General features: G+C 71.4%; 20 protein-coding genes. 15 read left to right on the top strand and 5 right to left on the bottom strand.

The features are described 5' to 3' along the window. Positions 1-6 precede the first annotated feature (6 nt). Together ACZ592_RS13245 and ACZ592_RS13240 are read left to right on the top strand one after the other, a co-directional pair. Entirely contained in the window at positions 7-1,020 is a 1,014-nt protein-coding gene (locus ACZ592_RS13245; RefSeq protein ID WP_471581624.1) for a GlxA family transcriptional regulator, read from the top strand. A gap of 7 nt (positions 1,021-1,027) precedes the next feature. Next, entirely contained in the window at positions 1,028-1,660 is a 633-nt protein-coding gene (locus tag ACZ592_RS13240; RefSeq protein WP_471581623.1) for a DJ-1/PfpI family protein, read from the top strand. 40 nt (positions 1,661-1,700) lie between these two features. On the opposite strand, the gene ACZ592_RS13235 is transcribed toward ACZ592_RS13240, so the two are convergent. After that, on the bottom strand, positions 1,701-2,453 hold the full coding sequence (locus ACZ592_RS13235; RefSeq protein WP_471581622.1) for an enoyl-CoA hydratase/isomerase family protein: 753 nt from the start codon (positions 2,451-2,453) through the stop codon (positions 1,701-1,703). Positions 2,454-2,563: 110 nt separating this feature from the next. On the opposite strand from ACZ592_RS13235, the gene ACZ592_RS13230 reads away from it, so the two are divergent. Both ACZ592_RS13230 and ACZ592_RS13225 read left to right on the top strand, forming a co-directional pair. Next, positions 2,564-3,214 (top strand): HdeD family acid-resistance protein, encoded by a 651-nt coding sequence (locus tag ACZ592_RS13230; protein ID WP_471581621.1) that lies wholly within the window; start codon positions 2,564-2,566, stop codon positions 3,212-3,214. Positions 3,215-3,343: 129 nt separating this feature from the next. After that, positions 3,344-3,820: an ATP-binding protein gene (locus ACZ592_RS13225; RefSeq protein ID WP_471581922.1), complete on the top strand. Its 477-nt coding sequence runs from the start codon at positions 3,344-3,346 to the stop codon at positions 3,818-3,820. Positions 3,821-3,850: 30 nt separating this feature from the next. Here the strand turns inward: ACZ592_RS13225 and idi are convergent, their stop codons facing one another. The 4 genes from idi to galE all read right to left on the bottom strand — a co-directional run bounded on the left by idi (position 3,851) and on the right by galE (position 8,141). Further along, entirely contained in the window at positions 3,851-4,444 is a 594-nt protein-coding gene (idi, locus tag ACZ592_RS13220; RefSeq protein WP_471581620.1) for an isopentenyl-diphosphate Delta-isomerase, read from the bottom strand. 144 nt (positions 4,445-4,588) lie between these two features. Continuing rightward, positions 4,589-5,845 carry a GNAT family N-acetyltransferase gene (locus ACZ592_RS13215; RefSeq protein WP_471581619.1) on the bottom strand — a complete coding sequence of 419 codons (1,257 nt, stop codon included), beginning with the start codon at positions 5,843-5,845 and terminating at the stop codon, positions 4,589-4,591. A 195-nt stretch (positions 5,846-6,040) separates the two neighbouring features. After that, positions 6,041-6,979, bottom strand: a complete 939-nt coding sequence (locus ACZ592_RS13210; RefSeq protein WP_471581618.1) for a cation diffusion facilitator family transporter — start codon at positions 6,977-6,979, stop codon at positions 6,041-6,043. A 178-nt stretch (positions 6,980-7,157) separates the two neighbouring features. Beyond that, positions 7,158-8,141, bottom strand: a complete 984-nt coding sequence (gene galE / locus ACZ592_RS13205; protein WP_471581617.1) for a UDP-glucose 4-epimerase GalE — start codon at positions 8,139-8,141, stop codon at positions 7,158-7,160. Between the two features lie 288 nt (positions 8,142-8,429). Between galE and ACZ592_RS13200 the strand changes: the two genes are divergently transcribed. The 11 genes from ACZ592_RS13200 (at position 8,430) to ACZ592_RS13150 (ending at position 20,386) form a co-directional block, all read left to right on the top strand. Beyond that, entirely contained in the window at positions 8,430-10,238 is a 1,809-nt protein-coding gene (locus tag ACZ592_RS13200; RefSeq protein WP_471581921.1) for a DUF5941 domain-containing protein, read from the top strand. Further along, the gene (locus ACZ592_RS13195) at positions 10,235-10,987 is read left to right on the top strand and encodes a phosphocholine cytidylyltransferase family protein (RefSeq protein WP_361169900.1); all 753 of its coding nucleotides are present in this window, start codon (positions 10,235-10,237) and stop codon (positions 10,985-10,987) included. The genes ACZ592_RS13200 and ACZ592_RS13195 overlap by 4 nt, the downstream gene beginning before the upstream one ends. Continuing rightward, positions 10,975-12,042 (top strand): iron-containing alcohol dehydrogenase family protein, encoded by a 1,068-nt coding sequence (locus ACZ592_RS13190; protein WP_471581616.1) that lies wholly within the window; start codon positions 10,975-10,977, stop codon positions 12,040-12,042. Before ACZ592_RS13195 ends, ACZ592_RS13190 begins: the two co-directional genes overlap by 13 nt. Next, positions 12,020-12,799: a CDP-alcohol phosphatidyltransferase family protein gene (locus ACZ592_RS13185; RefSeq protein ID WP_471581615.1), complete on the top strand. Its 780-nt coding sequence runs from the start codon at positions 12,020-12,022 to the stop codon at positions 12,797-12,799. The genes ACZ592_RS13190 and ACZ592_RS13185 overlap by 23 nt, the downstream gene beginning before the upstream one ends. 17 nt (positions 12,800-12,816) lie before the next feature. After that, positions 12,817-13,698, top strand: a complete 882-nt coding sequence (locus ACZ592_RS13180) for a glycosyltransferase family 2 protein (protein WP_471581920.1) — start codon at positions 12,817-12,819, stop codon at positions 13,696-13,698. Between the two features lie 95 nt (positions 13,699-13,793). Next, on the top strand, positions 13,794-14,741 hold the full coding sequence (locus ACZ592_RS13175; RefSeq protein ID WP_471581614.1) for an ABC transporter permease: 948 nt from the start codon (positions 13,794-13,796) through the stop codon (positions 14,739-14,741). Continuing rightward, positions 14,734-15,528 carry an ABC transporter ATP-binding protein gene (locus tag ACZ592_RS13170; protein WP_471581613.1) on the top strand — a complete coding sequence of 265 codons (795 nt, stop codon included), beginning with the start codon at positions 14,734-14,736 and terminating at the stop codon, positions 15,526-15,528. The genes ACZ592_RS13175 and ACZ592_RS13170 overlap by 8 nt, the downstream gene beginning before the upstream one ends. 347 nt (positions 15,529-15,875) lie before the next feature. Continuing rightward, complete coding sequence (hpnC, locus tag ACZ592_RS13165; protein ID WP_471581612.1) at positions 15,876-16,775, top strand: squalene synthase HpnC; 900 nt, start codon at positions 15,876-15,878, stop codon at positions 16,773-16,775. Further along, entirely contained in the window at positions 16,772-17,722 is a 951-nt protein-coding gene (hpnD, locus tag ACZ592_RS13160; RefSeq protein ID WP_471581611.1) for a presqualene diphosphate synthase HpnD, read from the top strand. Before hpnC ends, hpnD begins: the two co-directional genes overlap by 4 nt. A 124-nt stretch (positions 17,723-17,846) precedes the next feature. After that, positions 17,847-19,256, top strand: coding sequence for a hydroxysqualene dehydroxylase HpnE (gene hpnE / locus ACZ592_RS13155; protein WP_471581919.1), 1,410 nt, complete (start codon positions 17,847-17,849; stop codon positions 19,254-19,256). Next, the gene (locus ACZ592_RS13150) at positions 19,253-20,386 is read left to right on the top strand and encodes a polyprenyl synthetase family protein (protein ID WP_471581610.1); all 1,134 of its coding nucleotides are present in this window, start codon (positions 19,253-19,255) and stop codon (positions 20,384-20,386) included. The genes hpnE and ACZ592_RS13150 overlap by 4 nt, the downstream gene beginning before the upstream one ends. Positions 20,387-20,507 lie beyond the last annotated feature (121 nt).

The following is a 20,507-nucleotide window of genomic DNA, read 5'->3' as shown; positions in this document are numbered from 1 at the left end:
CGGGACATGGAGCAGCGAACCGTCCTGGTCGTCCTCTTCGACGACGTCCAGAGCCTCGACGTCACGGGCCCCGTGGAGGTCTTCACGGGCGCAGGACACTGCCTCGGCGACCCCGGGGGCGGCTACGTCGTCCGCACCGCATCCCTGGACGGCGGACCCGTCCGCACGTCCAGCGGCCTCACCCTGGTGCCGGACTTCGCGCTGGCGGACGCTCCGGCGCCGCACACGTTGCTGGTCCCGGGCGGCCACGGCACCCGCGCGCGGGACGTGGAGCTGACCGACTGGCTGCGCGAGCACGCCCCGCGCGCCGAGCGCCTGGTGTCGGTCTGCACCGGTGCGATCCGCCTCGCGGAGGCGGGCCTGCTGGAGGGGCGCCGGGTGACGACGCACTGGGCGTACTGCGACCGGCTCGCCAGGGACCACCCGGGCGTCGAGGTCGATCCGGACCCCATCTACGTGCGGGACGGCCACGTCGCCACGTCCGCCGGGGTCACCGCGGGCATCGACCTCGCCCTCGCGCTCGTGGAGGAGGACCTGGGCCGCGAGGTGGCGCTCACGGTCGCCCGCCACCTCGTGGTCTTCCTGCGGCGCCCGGGCAACCAGGCGCAGTTCAGCGTCCAGCTCGCCGCGCAGACCGCTCGGCGCGAGCCACTGCGCGAGGTCCAGCGGTGGATCACCGAGCACCCGGCCGACGATCTCTCGGTCGAGGCGCTCGCCGCCCGCGCCAGCCTCTCGCCCCGCCACTTCGCCCGTGCCTTCCAGGCGGACACGGGGCTGACACCGGGCAAGTACGTCGAGCGCGTCCGGGTCGAACACGCCCGCCGCCTTCTCGAGGACACCGGCGACGGGGTCGAGGAAGTGTCACGCGCCTGCGGCTACGGCACGCCGGAGGCCATGCGCCGCGCCTTCGTCAAGGCACTGGGCGCGGCACCGGCCGAGTACCGCCGCCGCTTCCGTCCGGCCGCACCCGTCGGCCCACCCACCACGCACCCACACCCACACCCGAACTCACACCGATAGGGACACCATGCAGATCGCCATCGCCCTGTACGAACGCTTCACCGTCCTGGACGCCATCGGCCCGTACCAGACGCTGAGCGGCCTCCCCGGCGCCGAGACCGTCTTCGTGGCCGAGCAGGCGGGCCCCGTGCGCGACGACAACGGCAGCCTCGCGCTCGTCGCGGACAAGTCCTTCGCCGAGGTGCCGAGCCCCGACATCGTGGTGGTGCCCGGCGGCCCCGGGCAGAGCGACCAGATGGAGAACGAGGCGCTCCTCGGCTGGCTCCGCACGGTCGACGCCACGACCACCTGGACGACGTCGGTGTGCACGGGCTCGCTCGCCCTGGCCGCCGCCGGTCTCCTCACGGGCCGCCGCGCCACCTCGCACTGGCTGGCCCTGGCGGAGCTGGACCGGCTCGGCGTGCGGTCGACGGGGGAGCGGGTGGTGTTTGACGGCAAGTACGTCACGGGGGCCGGAGTCTCCGCGGGCATCGACATGGGCCTCACCCTGGCGGGGAAGATCGCGGGCGACGAGCACGCGCAGACCGTCCAGCTGCTGACCGAGTACGACCCGCAGCCGCCCTACGACGCCGGGTCCCCGGAGAAGGCGCCCGCGCACATCGTCGCGAAGTTCCGCGGCAAGAGCCGCTTCGAGCAGTAGACGGCGGGCTCCGCGGGCGGAGCCGGCGCGCCCCGCCCGCTCAGTCGGCCGACGCGGCCCAGGTGAAGCGGGGCTGCCTGCGCTCCAGGAAGGCGGCGACACCCTCCGCGGTGTCGCCGCTGCCGCGCGCCTGCTCCGTCCAGTACGCGTCCCGGTCCGTGCGCCCGGCAGCGAACTCCTTCGCCGCCGCCTGCGTCAGCTGCGAGCGCGAGGCGAGGACCCGGGTGAACTCCGCGACCCGCTTGTCCAGGTCGTCGCCGGGCAGCACCTCGTCCACCAGGCCGGTGCGCAGCGCTCGCGCCGCGTCGATCAGCTCCCCGGAGAAGAGCAGGTACTTGGCGGTGGCGGGCCCCACCAGGGAGACCAGGCGCCGGGTGGAGGAGGCCGGGTAGACGATCCCCAGCTTGGCCGGTGTGACGCCGAACGAGGCGCCCTCCTGCGCGAACCGCAGGTCGCACGCCCCGGCCAGCTGGGCCCCGCCGCCCACACAGAATCCGCGCACCATCGCGAGCGTCGGCTTGGAGAAGGCGGCCAGGGCCTCCTCGGCCCGCACCGCGAGGTCCTGCGCCGCGCCCGGAGACCCGCGCAGGGTGGAGATGTCGGCGCCCGCGCAGAAGGTGTCGCCCGCGCCGGTGAGCACGACGGCGCGCACGGCGGGGTCGTCGGCGAGCGCCGCGCACAGCGGCGGCACCTGGCGCCACATGTCCGACGTCATGGCGTTGCGCTTGGCGGGGTGGTCGATGAGGACGGTGGCCACGCCGTCCGTGACGGTGTGCCGCAGCTGGGGCTCCATGCGCCGGATGCTATCCGCACTACTCGAACGTACGATCAAGAAGGGGCGGAACGAAAGGCGCACAAGGAGCATAGGGCGCAGAAGGTCTGCCGAGCGAGACGGAGAAGCTCATGGCCGGACGCAAGGACGCTGGAACCGCCAAGCCCACCGAGCCCGGCAGCGCCGGTGCCCAGGGCGCCCGACTGAGCCGCAGCTTCGGCTGGCTCGCGCTGCTCGGCGTGATCCTCGCCGTGGCCGGCCTCGTCGGGCTCGTCTACACCGGCGTCGCCACCCTGACCTCGATGCTCCTGTTCGGCTGGCTCCTGCTGGTCGGCGGCGTCGTCGGGCTGCTGCACGCCGTCCAGTCGAGGGGCACCAGCTTCTTCTGGCTGGGCGTGGTGGTCGCCGCGCTGAACCTCGCGGCGGGCGTCGTGATCATCCGCCGGCCCGACGTGGCGGCGGAGGCGCTGACCATGTTCGCGGCCCTGCTCTTCCTCACGGGCGGAGTGTTCCGCCTGGTCGGCAGTCTGGTGGTGCGCGGCCCGCAGTTCGCCCTGACGCTTTTGCAGGGCATCTTCGGCCTGCTGATCGGCATCCTGGTGCTCGCCGGGTGGCCGAGCAGCAGCCAGTACGTCATCGGGTGCTTCTTCTCCCTGGCCCTGCTCTTCGACGGCCTCGGCCTGATCGCCACGGGCATCGGCGGACGCCGCATCGTGAGCCTCGTGCAACCTGAAGAGCGCGTGAAGACAGAACAACGGGAGCAGGATCAGTCGTCCAACTGACGGGGTCATGCGTCGGCGGTCAAATCCCGTCGATAGTCGCTGACTTCTGGTCAGTGGCGCGGTACGGACCAGCGCGTTCCCAACACTCGATGTGTGGCGACAATCGAGCGCGAGGGCGGCGACCGGACGATGGAGAACGGCGGGAGAGGGCCCGGCCCACTTCCCGGCGGTGACAGACCCGTGCCGTACGAGGGCGTGTGGCGCTTCACCGCACCCGCCGTCGACGCCTCGGTGCCCCAGGCGCGGCACGCGGTGCGGGACCTGCTGGCCCGGCAGGGCGTACCGGCGTCGGACGACCTCGTGCAGGGCCTGCTGCTGATCGTCTCCGAGCTGGTCACCAACGCGGTGCGGCACGCGGCCCTGCTCTCGCCGATGCTCGCGGTGGAGGTCGCGGTCGGCGCCGAGTGGGTGCGGGTGTCCGTCGAGGACAACCACCCCTACCGTCCGACGGCCCTGGAGGCGGACCACGGGCAGACGGGCGGCAGGGGACTCCTCCTGGTCCGCGAGATCACCCAGGAGGCGGGCGGTGCCTGCGACGTCGAGCACACCGCGAGCGGGGGCAAGGTCATCTGGGCGGCCCTGCCTCTGAAGGCCAACGGCGTCTGAAGCCCGTCGGCGCGCGGCTCCCGCGGGCGGCTACCAGCCCGCGGAGGGCCCCGTCAGCTCCCTGACGGCGGGTCGCGCCGCATCGAGCACGGTCATGAACCAGGCGGAGAACGGGTCCTTCTCGTGCCGCTCGGCCAGCTCCGCGGCGCTCACGTACGCGGTCCCGCCGATCTCCGCGGGGTCCGGGGCCAGCGGGGACTGCACCATTCCCACGAACAGGTGGTTGAACTCCTGCTCCACGAGCCCCGATTCCGGGTCCGGGTGGTTGTAGCGCACCGTGCCCGCCTCGGCGAGCAGCGACGGCGAGACCCCCAGCTCCTCGAAGGTGCGCCGGGCGGCCGCCGCGAACGGCGCCTCGCCCGGGTAGGGGTGGCCGCAGCAGGTGTTGGACCAGACGCCGGGGGAGTGGTACTTGCCGAGGGCGCGCTGCTGGAGCAGCAGCCGCCCCTGCTCGTCGAAGAGGAAGACGGAGAACGCCCGGTGCAACTGCCCGGGCGCCTGGTGCGCGGCGAGCTTCTCCGCCGTGCCGATCGTCCTGCCGTCCTCGTCGACGAGTTCGAGCAGGATCTCTTCTCCGGTGCCGTTCGACGAGCTGTTCGCCGCGGTGGCAGGTGTGATCGGCATACCCATCCTTCGCTTCGGTCTTCGAGCCCCAAGTCTGCCGTACGTTCCCGACAGCCAAGGCACTCCGAGGACCCGCATGTCCCGCCGCGTCGAGGCACGGCGGGACACGCGGCTCGCGCTTTTGAACGAGCGCCCGGTGGAGCGTCAGACGCCGAAGGCGGCCGGATAGTGGATCGTGCCCTGCGGCAATCCTTCGGAACCGTCCGGGCCGTTCAGGACGAGCGCCATCATCGCCTCGTCGGGAACCTCGAATCCTGGCCGGATTCCGTACCCGGAAGCGGGCTTGAAACCGAACCGCGGATAGTACGAGGGATGCCCGAGGACGAGGACGAGTCGCTCCCCACGCGCGCGTGCCGCGTCCAGCAGTGCGCGCACGACGGCCGAACCGGCGCCCGTGCGCTGGTGCTCGGGCCGTACGGCGACGGGGGCGAGCGCCAGCGCGGGCGCCCCGTCCACCCGGCAGCGGGTGAGCAGCGCGTGCGCCGCCACCGAGCCGTCGGGCGCCTCGGCGACGTACGAGAGCCCCGGCAGCCAGGCGCCGGCGTCCGAGCGCAGCGCGTCGACCAGGTCGGCCTCCGCCCCGGTCTCGAAGGCCGCGGCGTTGACGGCGCGCACGGCGGCGACGTCCGACGCGGTCTCCGGGCGGGTGGGCCAGGACCGGGCAGGGCGCAGGACGTAGCCCGTGTAGCCGTACTCCGTGCCGTGCTCGCGCCGCGTCGCGATCTCCTCGCGGGTGGCGGCGAGCGCCTCACGCATGCCGGGAGCACCCGGGTCCGCCGCGTCCGCACGCGCGGCCAGCGGACCGTAGTACTCGTCCCAGTCGGACTCCGGCTGCGGATGCACGCCGAGCACGGAGTACCCGGCGGCGGTCCCGGCCCGGAGGTTCTCCTCGCCGGTGCGCAGCGCGTAGTGCCGCTCCCAGAAGGCGCGGGCCGCCGCGGACGGCTCGGCGGTGGTCCACTCGCACTCGGTGAGGACGAGCGTCCCGCCGGGGGCGAGCAGCCGGCGCCAGGCACGCAGCGCGGTGTCGAAGCCGATGCTGTAGGCCGAGCTCTCGGCCCAGACGAGGTCGAAGGAACCGTCGGGGAAGGAGAGTTCGGCCATGTCGGCCTTGAGGGTGGTGATGGAGTCGGCGAGTCCGCGTGCCTCTGAGGCGGCGCGGAGCTCGTCGAGGAAGGGCTCGTGCAGATCGACGGCGGTCACCTCGGCGCCGTGCTCGGCGGCGAGCAGCAGTGCCGCACGGCCGGGGCCGCAGCCCAGATCGAGCACGCGCGGCCGGTCGGGCAGCGCGCCCGCGAGGGAGAACAGCTGCCGGGTGGTGTCGTCGGAGCCGGGACCCTGCCGGGGAAGCCCGTGGTGCAGGGCGAAGAAGGCACGGGTGATGTCGGTGTGGTCGTTCAACGTGGGAAACCCTTGAGTGAGGGACCCGCGGACGTACGCGTGAGGAACGTCAGACGCGAGCCCGGGAAGTGGGGATGCACGTGTCGCCGCGCAGAGCAGCGTCGGCCGCGACAGTCATCAACCCACCTCCTAGGTACTCAAGAACTCTGGCCACGATAGCACCGATGGTGACCCGAGTGCCGGTCGCCGCAAGCGTCAGTGGCAGAGCCTGGGCTCGTGCTCGGCGTGGCCGCTCGGCTCCAGCTGGAAGGTGCAGTGCTCGACGTCGAAGTGGTCGCCCAGGCAGCCCTGCAGTTCGTGCAGCACCTTCTCGTGCCCGATCGAGTCGAGGGTGCCCGTACTCACCACGACGTGGGCGGAGAGCACGGGCAGGCCCGAGGTGATCGTCCAGGCGTGCAGGTCGTGGACGTCCTCGACGCCCGGCAGGTCGAGCATGTGGGCCCGCACCTCCGCCATGTCGACGCCCTTGGGGGCCGACTCCAGGAGGACGTTCAAGGTCTCCTTGAGGAGCTTGACCGTACGCGGGACGATCATGAAGCCGATGACCAGCGAGGCGATCGGGTCGGCGGCCTGCCAGCCGGTGAGCATGATCACGGTCGCCGAGACGATGACCGTCACCGAGCCCAGGGTGTCCGCGACGACCTCCAGGAAGGCGCCGCGCACGTTGAGGCTGTCCTGCTGGCCGCGGATCAGCAGGGAGAGCGAGATCATGTTCGCGACGAGGCCGAAGACGCCGAAGTAGACGGTCAGGCCGCCCTCGGTCTGCGCCGGCGTGATGAACCGCTCGACCGCCTCGTACAGCACGTAGCCGCCCACACCGAGCAGCAGCAGACAGTTGGCGAGCGCGGCGAGTATCTCCGCGCGGGCGTAGCCGAACGTGCGGTTCTCGGTGGGCGGCCGGTTCGCGAAGTGGATCGCGAGCAGGGCCATGCCGAGGCCCACGGCGTCGGTGGCCATGTGTGCCGCGTCCGCGACGAGCGCGAGCGAGTCCGCCATGACGCCGCCCACGATCTGGGCCAGCATGACCGTGATCGTGATGGCCAGGGCGATGCGGAGCCGCCCCTTGTAGGCGTTGGCCGCCGTTCCCGTCGTCGGTACCGCGTGGGTGTGTCCGTGATCGTGCCCAGCCCCCATGGAGCCGCCTCCCGCATCGCTCATAGGTGGTGCCGTTCGCCGGTCGCGGGACCACAGTGAACTACGGGTGGGGGGTATCGTGCAACGCTGCACTGAACATCGTTATCACTGCCCTGACCTGCGAAAATGGCAACGATTGCCGACAACGTGAGGGGTGCAGGTCAGGGCGTCGGAGCGATCAGCCGCGGCGCGCGTCCGGGTGGTGCAGACACCATCCCGCCCACGCCGACTCGACCATCTCGCGCACCCCGAGGCGGGCCGTCCAGCCCAGCTCGCGCGCCGCGCGCCGCGCGTCCGCCACCGCCCGCGGCGAGTCGCCGGCCCGGGCCGGTTCCACGAGCGCGGGACGGGTGTCCCCGCTCACCTCGCCGATGACGGTGATCAGTTCGCGTACGGAGACACCGCGGCCCCGCCCGATGTTCACCGTCAGATCGCCCTCGGCGCCGCCCGCGAGCCGGCGGGCCGCGGCCAGGTGGGCCTCGGCCAGGTCGGACACGTGGACGTAGTCACGCACGCAGGTGCCGTCCGGCGTCGGGTGGGTGTCGCCGAAGATCCGCGGCGGCTCGTCGCGCCGCAGCCGGTCGAAGACCATGGGGATCACGTTGAAGACGCCGGTGTCGGCGAGCTCGGGAGCCGCGGCGCCCGCCACGTTGAAGTAGCGCAGGCAGACGGTCGCGATGCCGTGCGCCCGCCCGGCCGCCCGCACCAGCCACTCCCCGGCGAGCTTCGTCTCGCCGTAAGGGCTGACCGGCACGCAGGGCGTGTCCTCGCCGACGAACTCCGCGTCCGGCGGATCGCCGTACACCGCGGCCGACGAGGAGAACACGAACCGCTCGATACCGGCCTCGGCGACCGCTTCCAGCAGGGTCGTCAGGCCGCCCAGGTTCTCCCGGTAGTAGCGCAGCGGCTGCTCCACCGACTCCCCGACCTGCTTGCGGGCCGCGAGATGCACCACGCCGGTGACGCCGTGCTCGGCGAAGACCCGGCGCAGCAGGTCCCCGTCCAGCGAGGACCCCTTCACCAGGGGCATGTCGGTGGGCAGCCGGTGCGGCACCCCCGACGAAATGTCGTCGAGAACGACGACGTCCTCCCCGGCGCCGGCCATGACCCGCGCCACGTGTGCCCCGATGTATCCCGCTCCGCCTGTGATCAGCCATGTCATGGGCGCCCACCCTAAGCGAACCCCCTGAGGGCGTATGTGGCCCCTATGCGGGCAAGCCGGGCGCGGAACGGTCGCGGTTTGTGGGCGCGGCCTCCCATCCACCATGATGATCGCGAAGGCCGAGGCCCTCGCAGGCCGCCCTTATCGGGGCGTGAACGGGTGATGAACGCCCGCTTCCCATCATCCGATAGCCTCTGCCGACGTGCCGCCCGGCCGCCATGGCCAGGGGCGCTCCCCTTACGCATGTGCCCGGCGCGAGCCGCGCCGGTACTCAAGGAGTGAGTTCGTCTGTCGACCGCCATCCTCACCGGTCAGCCGGTCCCCGGGTCGCCACTCGAAGGCGATCTGCGGTCCCTGGGCTTCGACGTGCGGGTCGCCTCCGACGTGGCGGACGCCGAGACGCTGCTCGCCGCCGTGCCGGGCGACCAGCGGGTCGCGGTCGTCGACGCGCGCTTCGTCGGACACGTCCACGCGCTGCGCCTGGGCCTGACCGACCCCCGCTTCGCCGCCTGCGCGGTGCCCGGCGCCGTCACCGCCAAGCCGGAGGCCCGCCAGGACCTCACGCGCGCCTTGCGCACGACCGCCGGAACCCCCGGCGCGGTGGTGACGCTCGACGCACTTCCGGACGACATCGCCGCGGCCATGGAGTCCGGCGCCACCGACGTGCACCGCCCCGACCTCGGCACCCTCGTCGCCACCGTGCCCAGCGACCCGCAGGCACGCAACGAGGCGCGCCAGGCCGTCGCCGCCGTCGACGACGAGGCGGTGCGCCTGCGCACCGCGGTCAAGTCGCGGGACGGCTTCTTCACCACGTACTGCATCTCCCCGTACTCGCGCTACATCGCCCGCTGGTGCGCCCGCCGGGGCCTGACCCCGAACCAGGTCACCACCGCCTCGCTGCTCACCGCCCTGATCGCGGCGGGCTGCGCGGCGACCGGCACGCGCGGCGGCTTCGTCGCCGCGGGCCTGCTGCTGATCCTCTCCTTCGTCCTCGACTGCACGGACGGGCAGCTCGCCCGCTACTCCCTGCAGTACTCGACGATGGGCGCCTGGCTCGACGCGACGTTCGACCGGGCCAAGGAGTACGCCTACTACGCGGGCCTCGCGCTCGGCGCCGCCCGTGGCGGCGACGACGTGTGGGCGCTCGCGCTCGGCGCGATGGTCCTGCAGACCTGCCGGCACGTCGTGGACTTCTCCTTCAACGAGGCGAACTCCGACAGTACGGCCGCGACCGCCAACACCAGCCCCACCGCGGCACTTTCGGAAAAGCTCGACAGCGTCGGGTGGACGGTCTGGGTGCGCCGGATGATAGTGCTGCCGATCGGTGAGCGCTGGGCGATGATCGCGGTGCTCACCGCGCTCACCACCCCCCGCATCACCCTCATCGTCCTGATCATCGGCTGCGCGCTCGCCGCCTGCTACACCACGGCGGGACGCGTCCTGCGCTCGCTGACCCGCAAGGCGACCCGTACCGACCGTGCCGCCGTCGCCCTCGACGAGCTCGCCGACAACGGCCCGCTGGCCTCGGCCTTCGCCGCCCTGCGGCGCGGCCTGCCGCTGCCCGCACCGGTGCTCGCCCTCCTCGGCGCCGCCGCCCTCGTCGCGGTGGCCGCCTTCACGTCCTACGGCAGCCCGTGGGTCGTCGTCGCGGCCGTGGCCTACGTCGTACTGTCCGGCCTGGCGCTCTCGCGGCCCCTCAAGGCCCCCCTGGACTGGCTGGTTCCGCCGTTCTTCCGCGCCGCCGAGTACGGCACGGTCCTGGTACTGGCGGCCAAAGCCGATGTGAACGGAGCGCTGCCCGCGGCTTTCGGACTCGTGGCCGCGGTCGCCTACCATCACTACGACACGGTGTACCGCATCAAGGGCGGCACCGGCGCACCCCCGCGCTGGCTGGTACGGGCGATCGGCGGCCAAGAAGGCAGGACCCTCGTGGTCGCGCTGGCCGCAGCCCTGCTGCCCACCACCGATTTCACCGTCGCGCTCACGGCACTCGCCGTGGCCGTGGCACTCGTGGTGCTCCTCGAGAGCATCCGCTTCTGGGTCGCTGCCAGCCAACATGGCGCACCCGCCGTACACGATGAAGGAGAACCCGCATGATCGGCCTCGTGCTGGCGGCCGGCGCCGGACGGCGTCTTCGCCCCTACACCGACACCCTGCCCAAGGCTCTGGTGCCGGTCGGCCCCGAGGGCAACGAGGACAGCCTCACCGTCCTCGACCTCACCCTCGGCAACTTCGCCGAGATCGGCCTGACCGAGGTCGCGATCATCGTCGGGTACCGCAAGGAGGCGGTCTACGAGCGCAAGGCGGCGCTCGAGGCCAAGTACAACCTCAAGCTGACCCTGATCGACAACGACAAGGCCGAGGAGTGGAACAACGCCTACTCCCTGTGGTGCGGCCGCGACTCGATCAAGCACTCGGTGATCCTCGCCAACGGCGACACCGTGCACCCGGTCTCCGTCGAGAAGACGCTGCTCGCCGCCCGCGGCGACGGCAAGAAGATCATCCTCGCCCTCGACACGGTGAAGAACCTCGCCGACGAGGAGATGAAGGTCATCGTGGACCCCGCCAAGGGCGTCCAGAAGATCACCAAGCTCATGGACCCGGCCACGGCCACCGGTGAGTACATCGGCGTCACCCTCATCGAGGGCGAGGCGGCCGACGAGCTCGCCGACGCGCTGAAGACCACCTTCGAGCGCGACCCCGACCTCTACTACGAGGACGGCTACCAGGAGCTCGTCAACCGCGGCTTCAAGATCGACGTGGCGCCGATCGGCGACGTCAAGTGGGTCGAGATCGACAACCACGACGACCTCGCCAAGGGCCGGGAGATCGCGTGCCAGTACTGACGAGGCTCATCCCCTCGCCGGTCGTCGTCGACATCCGGCCGGGGGCGATCGACGACCTGGCCGGTGTCCTCGCCGACCAGCGGATCTGCTCGTCGACCGGCAAGCTCGCCATCGCCATCAGCGGTGGCTCGGGTGCGGTGCTCCGCGAGCGGCTGATGCCCTCGCTGGGCGGCGCGGAGTGGTTCGAGGTCGGTGGCGGCACGCTCGACGACGCCATCAAGCTCGCCGACGCCATCAAGAAGTCGGGCCGCTACGACGCGATCGTCGGCCTCGGCGGCGGCAAGATCATCGACTGCGCCAAGTTCGCCGCGGCGCGCGTCGGCCTGCCGCTGGTCGCCGTCGCGACGAACCTGTCGCACGACGGCCTCTGCTCGCCGGTCGCGACCCTCGACAACGACGCCGGCCGCGGCTCGTACGGTGTGCCGAACCCCATCGCGGTCGTCATCGACCTCGATGTGATCCGCGAGGCCCCCGTACGGTTCGTGCGCTCCGGCATCGGCGACGCCCTGTCCAACATCTCCGCGATCGCGGACTGGGAGCTCGCCGCCCGCGAGCGCGGCGAGGACATCGACGGCCTCGCGGCCGCGATGGCGCGCCAGGCCGGCGAGGCCGTGCTCCGCCACCCCGGCGGTGTCGGCGACGACGCCTTCCTGCAGGTCCTGGCCGAGGGACTGGTCCTGACCGGCATCGCGATGTCCGTGTCGGGCGACTCCCGCCCGGCGTCCGGCGCCTGCCACGAGATCAACCACGCCTTCGACCTCCTCTTCCCCAAGCGCGCCGCCAGCCACGGCGAGCAGTGCGGCCTGGGCGCGGCCTTCGCGATGCACCTGCGCGGTGCCCGCGAGGAGTCGGCGTACATGGCCCAGGTCCTGCGCCGCCACGGCCTGCCCGTGCTGCCGGAGGAGATCGGCTTCACCGTGGACGAGTTCGTGCAGGTCGTGGAGTTCGCTCCGCAGACCCGCCCGGGCCGCTACACGATCCTCGAACACCTCGACCTGTCCGCCGACCAGATCAGGGACGCATACGCCGACTATGCAAAAACCATCGGTAGCTGAGCTCCGCCCGGTCGTTCACCCCCCGGGTGTGAAGGACCGGAAGAGCGGCGAACACTGGGCCGGCCGGCTCTACATGCGCGAGGTCTCCCTGCGCATCGACCGGCACCTGGTGAACACACGGGTCACGCCCAACCAGCTGACCTACGTGATGACCGTCGCCGGCGCCCTGGCCGCCCCGGCCCTGCTGGTGCCGGGGATCACGGGCGCCGTGCTCGGCGTGCTCGCGGTCCAGCTCTACCTGCTCCTGGACTGCGTCGACGGCGAGATCGCCCGCTGGAAGAAGCAGTACTCGATGGCCGGTGTCTACCTGGACCGGGTCGCCGCCTACCTGTGCGACGCCGCGGTCCTGGTCGGCTTCGGTCTGCGGGCCGCCGACCTGTGGGGCTCGGGGCGCATCGACTGGCTGTGGGCGTTCCTCGGCACCCTGGCCGCGCTCGGCGCGATCCTGATCAAGGCCGAGACGGACCTCGTCGGCGTCGCCCGGCACCAGACGGGCAAGGAACCGGTCAAGGAAGCGGCGTCCGAGCCGCGCTCCTCCGGCATGGCGCTGGCCCGCAAGGCCGCCGCCGCGCTGAAGTTCCACCGGCTGATCCTGGGCGTCGAGGCGTCCCTGCTGATCCTGGGTCTTGCGATCGTCGACTCCATCCGGGGAGACCTGTTCTTCTCGCGTCTGGGTGTCGCCGTGCTCGCGGGCATCGCGCTGCTGCAGACCCTGCTCCACCTCGTGTCCATCCTCGTATCGAGCAGGTTGAAGTGAGCACCCCGGCACAGAAGCTGAAGGTCGGCGCCGTCATCATCACGATGGGCAACCGGCCGCAGGAGCTGCGCGCCCTCCTCGACTCGGTCGCCAAGCAGGACGGCGACCCGGTCGAGGTGGTCGTGGTCGGCAACGGCGCCCCCGTGCCCGAGGTCGCCGAGTCCTCGTCGACCGTGCGCACCGTCGAGCTGCCCGAGAACCTCGGCATCCCCGGCGGCCGCAACGTCGGCATCGAGGCCTTCGGCCCCGGCGGCACCGACGTCGACATCCTGCTCTTCCTCGACGACGACGGCCTCCTCGCCACCATGGACACGGCGCAGCTGTGCCGGGAGGCCTTCGCCGCCGACCCCGAGCTCGGCATCATCAGCTTCCGCATCGCGGACCCGGACACGGGGGAGACGCAGCGCCGCCACGTGCCGCGCCTGCGAGCCTCCGACCCGATGCGCTCCTCACGCGTGACGACGTTCCTCGGCGGCGCCAACGCCGTCCGTACGAAGGTCCTCGCCGAGGTCGGCGGCCTGCCCGGCGAGTTCTTCTACGCGCACGAGGAGACCGACCTCGCCTGGCGCGCGCTGAACGCGGGCTGGATGATCGACTACCGATCCGACATGGTCCTGCTCCACCCGACGACGGCCCCCTCCCGGCACGCGGTCTACCACCGGATGGTGGCCCGCAACCGCGTCTGGCTGGCCCGTCGCAACCTCCCCGCGCCGCTGGTCCCCATCTACCTCGGCGTCTGGATGCTCCTCACCCTCGCCCGGCGCCCTTCGGGACCGGCCCTGAAGGCCTGGTTCGGCGGCTTCAAGGAGGGCTGGACCACGCCCTGCGGCCCTCGCAGGCCCATGAAGTGGCGTACGGTGTGGCGGCTGACCCGACTGGGCCGACCTCCTGTCATCTGACAAGCTCGGGTCTGAGAGCATTCGGGCCATACCCCGGTCCCTGGCCCACGCCTACGCCCGACCGGCTGCGCATCTGAAGACGAAAGTTTCCACTCGTGAGTGAGACAACGCATGACGGCGGGGTCGCCGTGACAGCATCCCTGTCGACTCCGTCGCCCGATGACGGGCTCTCCCGGGCCGATCTCGCCGCCAAGTACGGTCTGACCGTCAGCGGCGCACGGCCCGGACTTTTCGAGTACGTCCACCAGCTCTGGGGACGGCGCCACTTCATCCTCGCCTTCTCCCAGGCGAAGCTGACCGCCCAGTACAGCCAGGCCAAGCTCGGCCAGCTGTGGCAGGTGGCGACGCCGCTCCTGAACGCCGCGGTCTACTTCTTCATCTTCGGCCTGCTGCTGGGCGCAAGGAAGGGCATTCCGCACGACATCTACGTGCCGTTCCTGGTGACCGGTGTCTTCGTGTTCACCTTCACGCAGAGCTCGGTCATGGCGGGCGTGCGGGCGATCTCCGGCAACCTCGGCCTGGTCAGGGCCCTGCACTTCCCGCGGGCCTCGCTGCCGATCTCGTTCGCGCTCCAGCAGCTCCAGCAGCTGCTCTTCTCCATGATCGTGCTCGTCCTGATCATGGTGGGCTTCGGCATCTACCCGGCCCTGTCCTGGCTCCTGGTGCTGCCCGCGCTGCTCCTGCAGTTCGTCTTCAACACCGGCCTCGCGCTGATCTTCGCCCGGCTGGGCAGCAAGACGCCCGACCTGGCGCAGCTGATGCCGTTCGTGATGCGGACCTGGATGTACGCGTCGGGCGTCATGTTCAGCATCCCCGCGATGCTGGCCGACAAGGAGAACGTGCCCGGCTGGATCGGCGACGTGCTCCAGTGGAATCCGGCCTCCATCTACATGGACCTGATCCGCTTCGCCATGATCGACGACTACGGCCACTCGTACCTGCCGCCGCACGTGTGGGCCTTCGCCGCGGGCTGGGCCGTCCTGATCGGCGTGGTCGGCTTCGTGTACTTCTGGAAGGCTGAGGAGCGGTACGGCCGTGGCTGAGGAACAGATCGACCTGAACGCCGGCAAGGGGCACATCCCCACCGTCATCGCCGACGAGCTGCACATCGTCTACCGCGTCAACGGCGCCAGGACGGGCAAGGGCAGCGCGACCTCCGCGCTGAGTCGCATCCTGCGGCGCGGCGAGGAGCGGGGCGTGCGCAAGGTGCACGCCGTGCGCGGCGTCAGTTTCACCGCCTACCGCGGCGAGGCCATCGGTCTCATCGGCTCGAACGGCTCGGGCAAGTCCACCCTGCTGCGCGCCATCGCGGGACTGCTCCCCGCGGAGGAGGGCAAGGTCTACACCGACGGCCAGCCCTCGCTCCTCGGCGTCAACGCGGCCCTGATGAACGACCTGACGGGTGAGCGCAACGTCATACTCGGTGGGCTCGCGATGGGCATGACCCGCGAGCAGATCAGGGAGCGCTACCAGGAGATCGTCGACTTCTCCGGCATCAACGAGAAGGGCGACTTCATCACCCTGCCGATGCGCACCTACTCCTCCGGCATGGCCGCCCGGCTGCGCTTCTCCATCGCGGCCGCCAAGGACCACGACGTCCTCATGATCGACGAGGCCCTGGCCACCGGCGACCGCAAGTTCCAAAAGCGCTCCGAGGCCCGCATCCGGGAGCTCCGCAAGGAGGCCGGCACGGTCTTCCTGGTCAGCCACAACAACAAGTCGATCCGCGACACCTGCGACCGCGTGCTGTGGCTGGAGCGCGGCGAGCTGCGGATGGACGGGCCGACCGACGAGGTCATCAAGGAGTACGAGAAGTTCACGGGCAAGTAGCCCGTTTGCGCCACCGGACGTGCACTCGTTCGGCAGCAGTGCCCCGCCGGGAGTGATCCGGCGGGGCACTGTCGTGTCATGGTGTCCCCGGGGTCCCGCGAATCCCTCAACTCACCGGCGTCCAAGGAAGATTGACGCCAATCGGTGTGTTGTTGTGATGCGCCGAACACCCCGACGATGCGGGATGGGTTGTACAACGTAAGCTGTACCGGTGCTGATTCGCGGCAAGTGGGGCGATATCGCGCGGCGCCCCGGCTCGGAGCACGGTCCACCTCGGAGAGAGCTGGGCGGCGTGTCCGAAATAGGATGTATTGGGTCGGCAGTGTAGAACGGGAGATGTGACGGCAATGGCTACGGACGATCTCCAGCTCCGCGATGCATCCGCCGTCCTCGACAAGGCCGCGGACGAGAACTTCCTGGTGGCACCCTTCTTCCTGCCCCGGGCCTGGCGCGACGACCTGATGGCCGTCTACGGCGTCGTGCGCCTCATCGACGACATCGGTGACAGCGACCTCGACCCGGCGGCCTCCCACGCCCGCCGCCTCGGCCTCGACGACGGCGACGGCCGTGACCCGCTGAAGCTCCTGGACGCGGTCGAGGCCGACCTGGGCAAGGTCTTCGGCGGCACGGAGGCGGGCCACCCCCTCGTGCGGGCGCTGCGGCCCGCCGCCGAGCGCGGCACCCTGACGGCCGCCCCCTTCCTCGACCTGATCGAGGCCAACCGTCAGGACCAGCACGTCACGCGCTACGAGACCTACGACGACCTCGTGGCGTACTGCGCGCTCTCCGCCAACCCGATCGGCCGTCTCGTCCTGGCCATCACGGGGACGGAGACCCCCGAGCGCATCCGCCTCTCGAACGCCGTCTGCACCGGGCTGCAGATCGTCGAGCACATCCAGGACGTCTCCGAAGACCTGCGGCGCGGCCGCATCTACCTGCCCGTCGAGGACATGAAGCGGTTCCACGTGAGCAAGTCAGACCTGTCCCGGCCGACAGCGGGCGCCTCGGTGCGCGCACTGGTCGCCTACGAAGCGGAACGCGCCCGCTGCCTCCTGAATGAAGGCACCCCCCTGGTGGGTAGCGTCCACGGCAGGCTGAAGCTGCTGCTTGCCGGGTTCGTGGCAGGGGGGAGGGCGGCGGTCCGGGCGATCGTCGACGCACGGTACGACGTACTGCCGGGGCCACCCAGACCCACCAAGCCCCGCTTGCTGCGCGAGACGGGTGCAGTCCTGCGAGGAGAGGGGTGAGCCGGACCGTGGAGCCGGATCCGCACGTGTCCGCGCAGGTGCTCGCCGCGTACAGCTACTGCGAGGCCGTGACCGGGCAGCAGGCACGCAACTTCGCGTACGGCATCAGGCTGCTGCCGACGCCGAAGCGCCGGGCCATGTCCGCGCTCTACGCGCTCTCGCGGCGCGTCGACGACATCGGCGACGGCGTGCTCGCGCCGGACGTCAAGACGGACCGGCTCGACGACACCCGGGTGCTGCTCGACCGGATCCGCGCGGGCGACGTGGCGGAGGACGACACGGACCCGGTGGCCGTCGCCCTCGCGCACGCCGCGACGCACTTCTCCATCCCGATGGACGGCCTGGACGAGCTGATCGACGGCGTCCTCATGGACGTACGCGGCCAGACGTACGAGACGTGGGAAGACCTCAAGGTCTACTGCCGCTGTGTGGCCGGGGCGATCGGGCGGCTCTCGCTCGGTGTGTTCGGTACGGAGCGGGGGGCGCTCCATGCCGAGCGCGCGCCGGAGTATGCCGACACGCTCGGCCTCGCACTCCAATTGACCAACATCCTGCGGGACGTGCGTGAGGACGCGCACGAGGGGCGGACCTACCTGCCCGCCGACGACCTCGCCAAGTTCGGCTGTTCCGCCGGGTTCTCGGGATCCGAGCCGCCCGCCGGGTCCGACTTCGCGGGGCTCGTCCACTTCGAGGTGCGCCGCGCGCGTGCCCTGTTCGCCGAGGGCTACCGCCTGCTGCCCATGCTCGACCGGCGCAGCGGCGCGTGTGTCGCGGCCATGGCGGGCATCTACCGCAGGCTGCTCGACCGCATCGAGCGGGAGCCCGAGGCGGTCCTGCGGGGCCGCGTCTCGCTGCCCGGTCGCGAGAAGGCGTACGTCGCCGTGCGCGGACTGTCCGGACTCGACGCGCGGAACGTGTCGCGGCAGACCGTCAGGAGGCGTGCGTGATGCGCGTGCGGAGCGATCGTGGGGCGGCTGGGACACCGGCCGTGAAGCGGCGGGCAACCCTCCGCTCCAAGGCGGCGTCCCAGACTGCAACGGCCGAAGGGGTGGGTGCGTGAACAGCGAGGACATGCAGCCCGAGGGGCTGGTCGACGACGCCGAAGGCCGCCCCGCGGGGGCGGCCGCCGTGGTGGTCGGCGGCGGCCTCGCCGGCATCACCGCGGCGCTCGCGCTCGCCGACGCGGGGCTGCGCGTGACGCTGCTCGAAGGCCGGCCGAGGCTCGGCGGGCTCGCGTTCTCCTTCCGGCGCGGCGCACTGACCGTCGACAACGGCCAGCACGTCTACCTGCGCTGCTGCACGGCCTACCGCTGGTTCCTCGACCGCGTCGAGGGCGCGCACCTCGCACCCCTGCAGGAACGTCTCGACGTGCCCGTCCTTGACGCCGACCGCAACCGGCTCGGCCGCCTGCGCCGCGCCGCGCTGCCCGTACCGCTGCACCTGGCGGCGAGCCTCGCCACGTACCCCCATCTGTCGGTCGCCGAGCGCGCCAAGGTGGGGCGCGCGGCGCTCGCCCTCAAGGGTCTCGACCCGACCGATCCCGCGCTCGACGGCCAGGACTTCGGCAGCTGGCTGGCCCGGCACGGTCAGTCGCCGCGCGCCATCGAGGCCCTCTGGGACCTGGTGGGCGTCGCGACGCTCAACGCCGTCGCGGGCGATGCCTCGCTGGGGCTCGCCGCGATGGTGTTCAAGACCGGGCTGCTGTCGGAACCGGGCGCCGCCGACATCGGCTGGTCCCGGGTGCCCCTCGGTGATCTGCACGACAAGCTGGCCCGCAAGGCGCTCGACGCCGCGGGAGTCCGTACCGCACTGAGGACACGAGTCACCTCCATCTCCCGTACGGACAACGGAGGTTGGCGCGTCGAGGTTCCCGGCGAGACCATCGAGGCCGAAACCGTCGTGCTCGCCGTGCCGCAGCACGAGACGCACGACCTCCTCCCGGACGGCGCCCTCGACCGCCCTGACCGGCTGCTCGACATCGACACCGCGCCGATCCTCAACATCCACGTCGTGTACGACCGGAAGGTCCTGAAGCGGCCGTTCTTCGCCGCCCTCGGCAGCCCCGTCCAGTGGGTCTTCGACCGGACCGAGGCGTCCGGACTGACCGAGGGGCAGTACCTCGCCCTCTCGCAGTCGGTGGCACAGGACGAGATCGACGCGCCCGTCGCCGCGCTGCGAGAGCGCTATCTTCCCGAGCTCGAACGGCTGCTGCCCGCGGCACACAGCGCCGAGGTGCGGGACTTCTTCGTCACCCGCGAGCGCACGGCCACGTTCGCGCCCACCCCCGGTGTCGGCAGGCTCCGCCCCGGTGCCCGCACCAAGGCCCGCGGCCTGTACCTCGCGGGCGCGTGGACCGCCACCGGGTGGCCCGCGACCATGGAGAGCGCCGTACGCAGCGGCATCAGCGCGGCCGAGGCCGCCCTCTCCACCCTCGACCGCCCTCGTGATCACCTCTTCGCGTTCGAGGAGGCGGCGGCATGAAGCTCGACCATCTGGGGTCAGGTCCCCAGAGAACCAGCACCGGAACAAGAGGAGAAACTGTGCCGACTGTGCCCTCGGCCGAGAAAACGGCTGCCGACACGGTGGACGTGACCTCACTGCTCGAACAAGGAAGGACCCTGGCCACCCCGGTGCTGCGGGCCGCGGTGGACCGCCTCGCGCCGCCCATGGACACCGTGGCCGCCTACCACTTCGGCTGGATCGACGCCGAGGGCAACCCCTCCGACGGCGACGGCGGCAAGGCCGTGCGTCCCGCGCTCGCCCTGCTCTCCGCCGAGGCCGCCGGCGCCCGCCCCGAGGTCGGTGTCCCCGGCGCGGTAGCCGTCGAGCTCGTGCACAACTTCTCACTGCTGCACGACGACCTGATGGACGGCGACGAGCAGCGCCGCCACCGCGACACCGTGTGGAAGGTGCACGGCCCCGCCCAGGCCATCCTCGTCGGCGACGCCCTCTTCGCGCTCGCCAACGAGATCCTTCTGGAGCTCGGCACCGTCGAGGCGGGCCGCGCGACGCGCCGCCTGACCACCGCCACCCGCGCGCTGATCGACGGCCAGGCACAGGACATCAGCTACGAGCACCGCGACCGGGTCACCGTCGAGGAGTGCCTGGAGATGGAGGGCAAGAAGACCGGCGCCCTGCTCGCCTGCGCGGTCTCCATCGGCGCGGTGCTCGGCGGCGCGGACGACCGCACCGCCGACACGCTGGAGAAGTACGGCTACCACCTCGGCCTCGCCTTCCAGGCCGTGGACGACCTGCTCGGCATCTGGGGCGACCCGGAGGCCACCGGAAAGCAGACGTGGAGCGATCTGCGTCAGCGCAAGAAGTCGCTGCCCGTGGTGGCCGCGCTCGCCGCGGGCGGCTCCGCCTCCGAGCGGCTCGGCGAACTCCTCACCGCCGACGCCAAGAGCACCGACTTCGAGAACTTCTCCGAGGAGGAGTTCGCCATGCGTGCCGCCCTCATCGAAGAGGCGGGCGGCCGGGAGTGGACCGCCAAGGAGGCCAGGCGGCAGCACGCCATCGCCGTCGAGGCGCTGGACACCGTCAGGATGCCGGACCGGGTGCGGGCGCAGCTCGTCGCGCTCGCCGACTTCGTCGTCGTACGAGAGAGATGATCACTATCGCGCGGATATCCGGGTTTTCTGGGGGGTGACCCCCAGATTCCCAGGCAGTCGCCGGCCGGCGCCCCGCACCGGCCGACGGCGGACCCAGCAGAGTAGCCACCGCACTGCACGA

Source organism: Streptomyces sp. NPDC040622 (assembly GCF_055593965.1).
Note: the sequence above shows the minus strand (reverse complement) of the source record. Positions and strands in the feature narration are given on the sequence as shown.

Excerpts from the sequence above, each read along its gene's own strand:
- ACZ592_RS13245 (WP_471581624.1), top strand. The coding sequence starts at position 7 with ATGGAGCAGCGAACCGTCCTGGTCGTCCTCTTCGACGACGTCCAGAGC.
- ACZ592_RS13240 (WP_471581623.1), top strand. The coding sequence starts at position 1,028 with ATGCAGATCGCCATCGCCCTGTACGAACGCTTCACCGTCCTGGACGCC.
- ACZ592_RS13235 (WP_471581622.1), bottom strand. The coding sequence starts at position 2,453 with ATGGAGCCCCAGCTGCGGCACACCGTCACGGACGGCGTGGCCACCGTC.
- ACZ592_RS13230 (WP_471581621.1), top strand. The coding sequence starts at position 2,564 with ATGGCCGGACGCAAGGACGCTGGAACCGCCAAGCCCACCGAGCCCGGC.
- ACZ592_RS13225 (WP_471581922.1), top strand. The coding sequence starts at position 3,344 with ATGGAGAACGGCGGGAGAGGGCCCGGCCCACTTCCCGGCGGTGACAGA.
- idi (WP_471581620.1), bottom strand. The coding sequence starts at position 4,444 with ATGCCGATCACACCTGCCACCGCGGCGAACAGCTCGTCGAACGGCACC.
- ACZ592_RS13210 (WP_471581618.1), bottom strand. The coding sequence starts at position 6,979 with ATGGGGGCTGGGCACGATCACGGACACACCCACGCGGTACCGACGACG.
- galE (WP_471581617.1), bottom strand. The coding sequence starts at position 8,141 with ATGACATGGCTGATCACAGGCGGAGCGGGATACATCGGGGCACACGTG.
- ACZ592_RS13195 (WP_361169900.1), top strand. The coding sequence starts at position 10,235 with ATGATCGGCCTCGTGCTGGCGGCCGGCGCCGGACGGCGTCTTCGCCCC.
- ACZ592_RS13185 (WP_471581615.1), top strand. The coding sequence starts at position 12,020 with ATGCAAAAACCATCGGTAGCTGAGCTCCGCCCGGTCGTTCACCCCCCG.
- hpnC (WP_471581612.1), top strand. The coding sequence starts at position 15,876 with ATGGCTACGGACGATCTCCAGCTCCGCGATGCATCCGCCGTCCTCGAC.
- hpnE (WP_471581919.1), top strand. The coding sequence starts at position 17,847 with ATGCAGCCCGAGGGGCTGGTCGACGACGCCGAAGGCCGCCCCGCGGGG.
- ACZ592_RS13150 (WP_471581610.1), top strand. The coding sequence starts at position 19,253 with ATGAAGCTCGACCATCTGGGGTCAGGTCCCCAGAGAACCAGCACCGGA.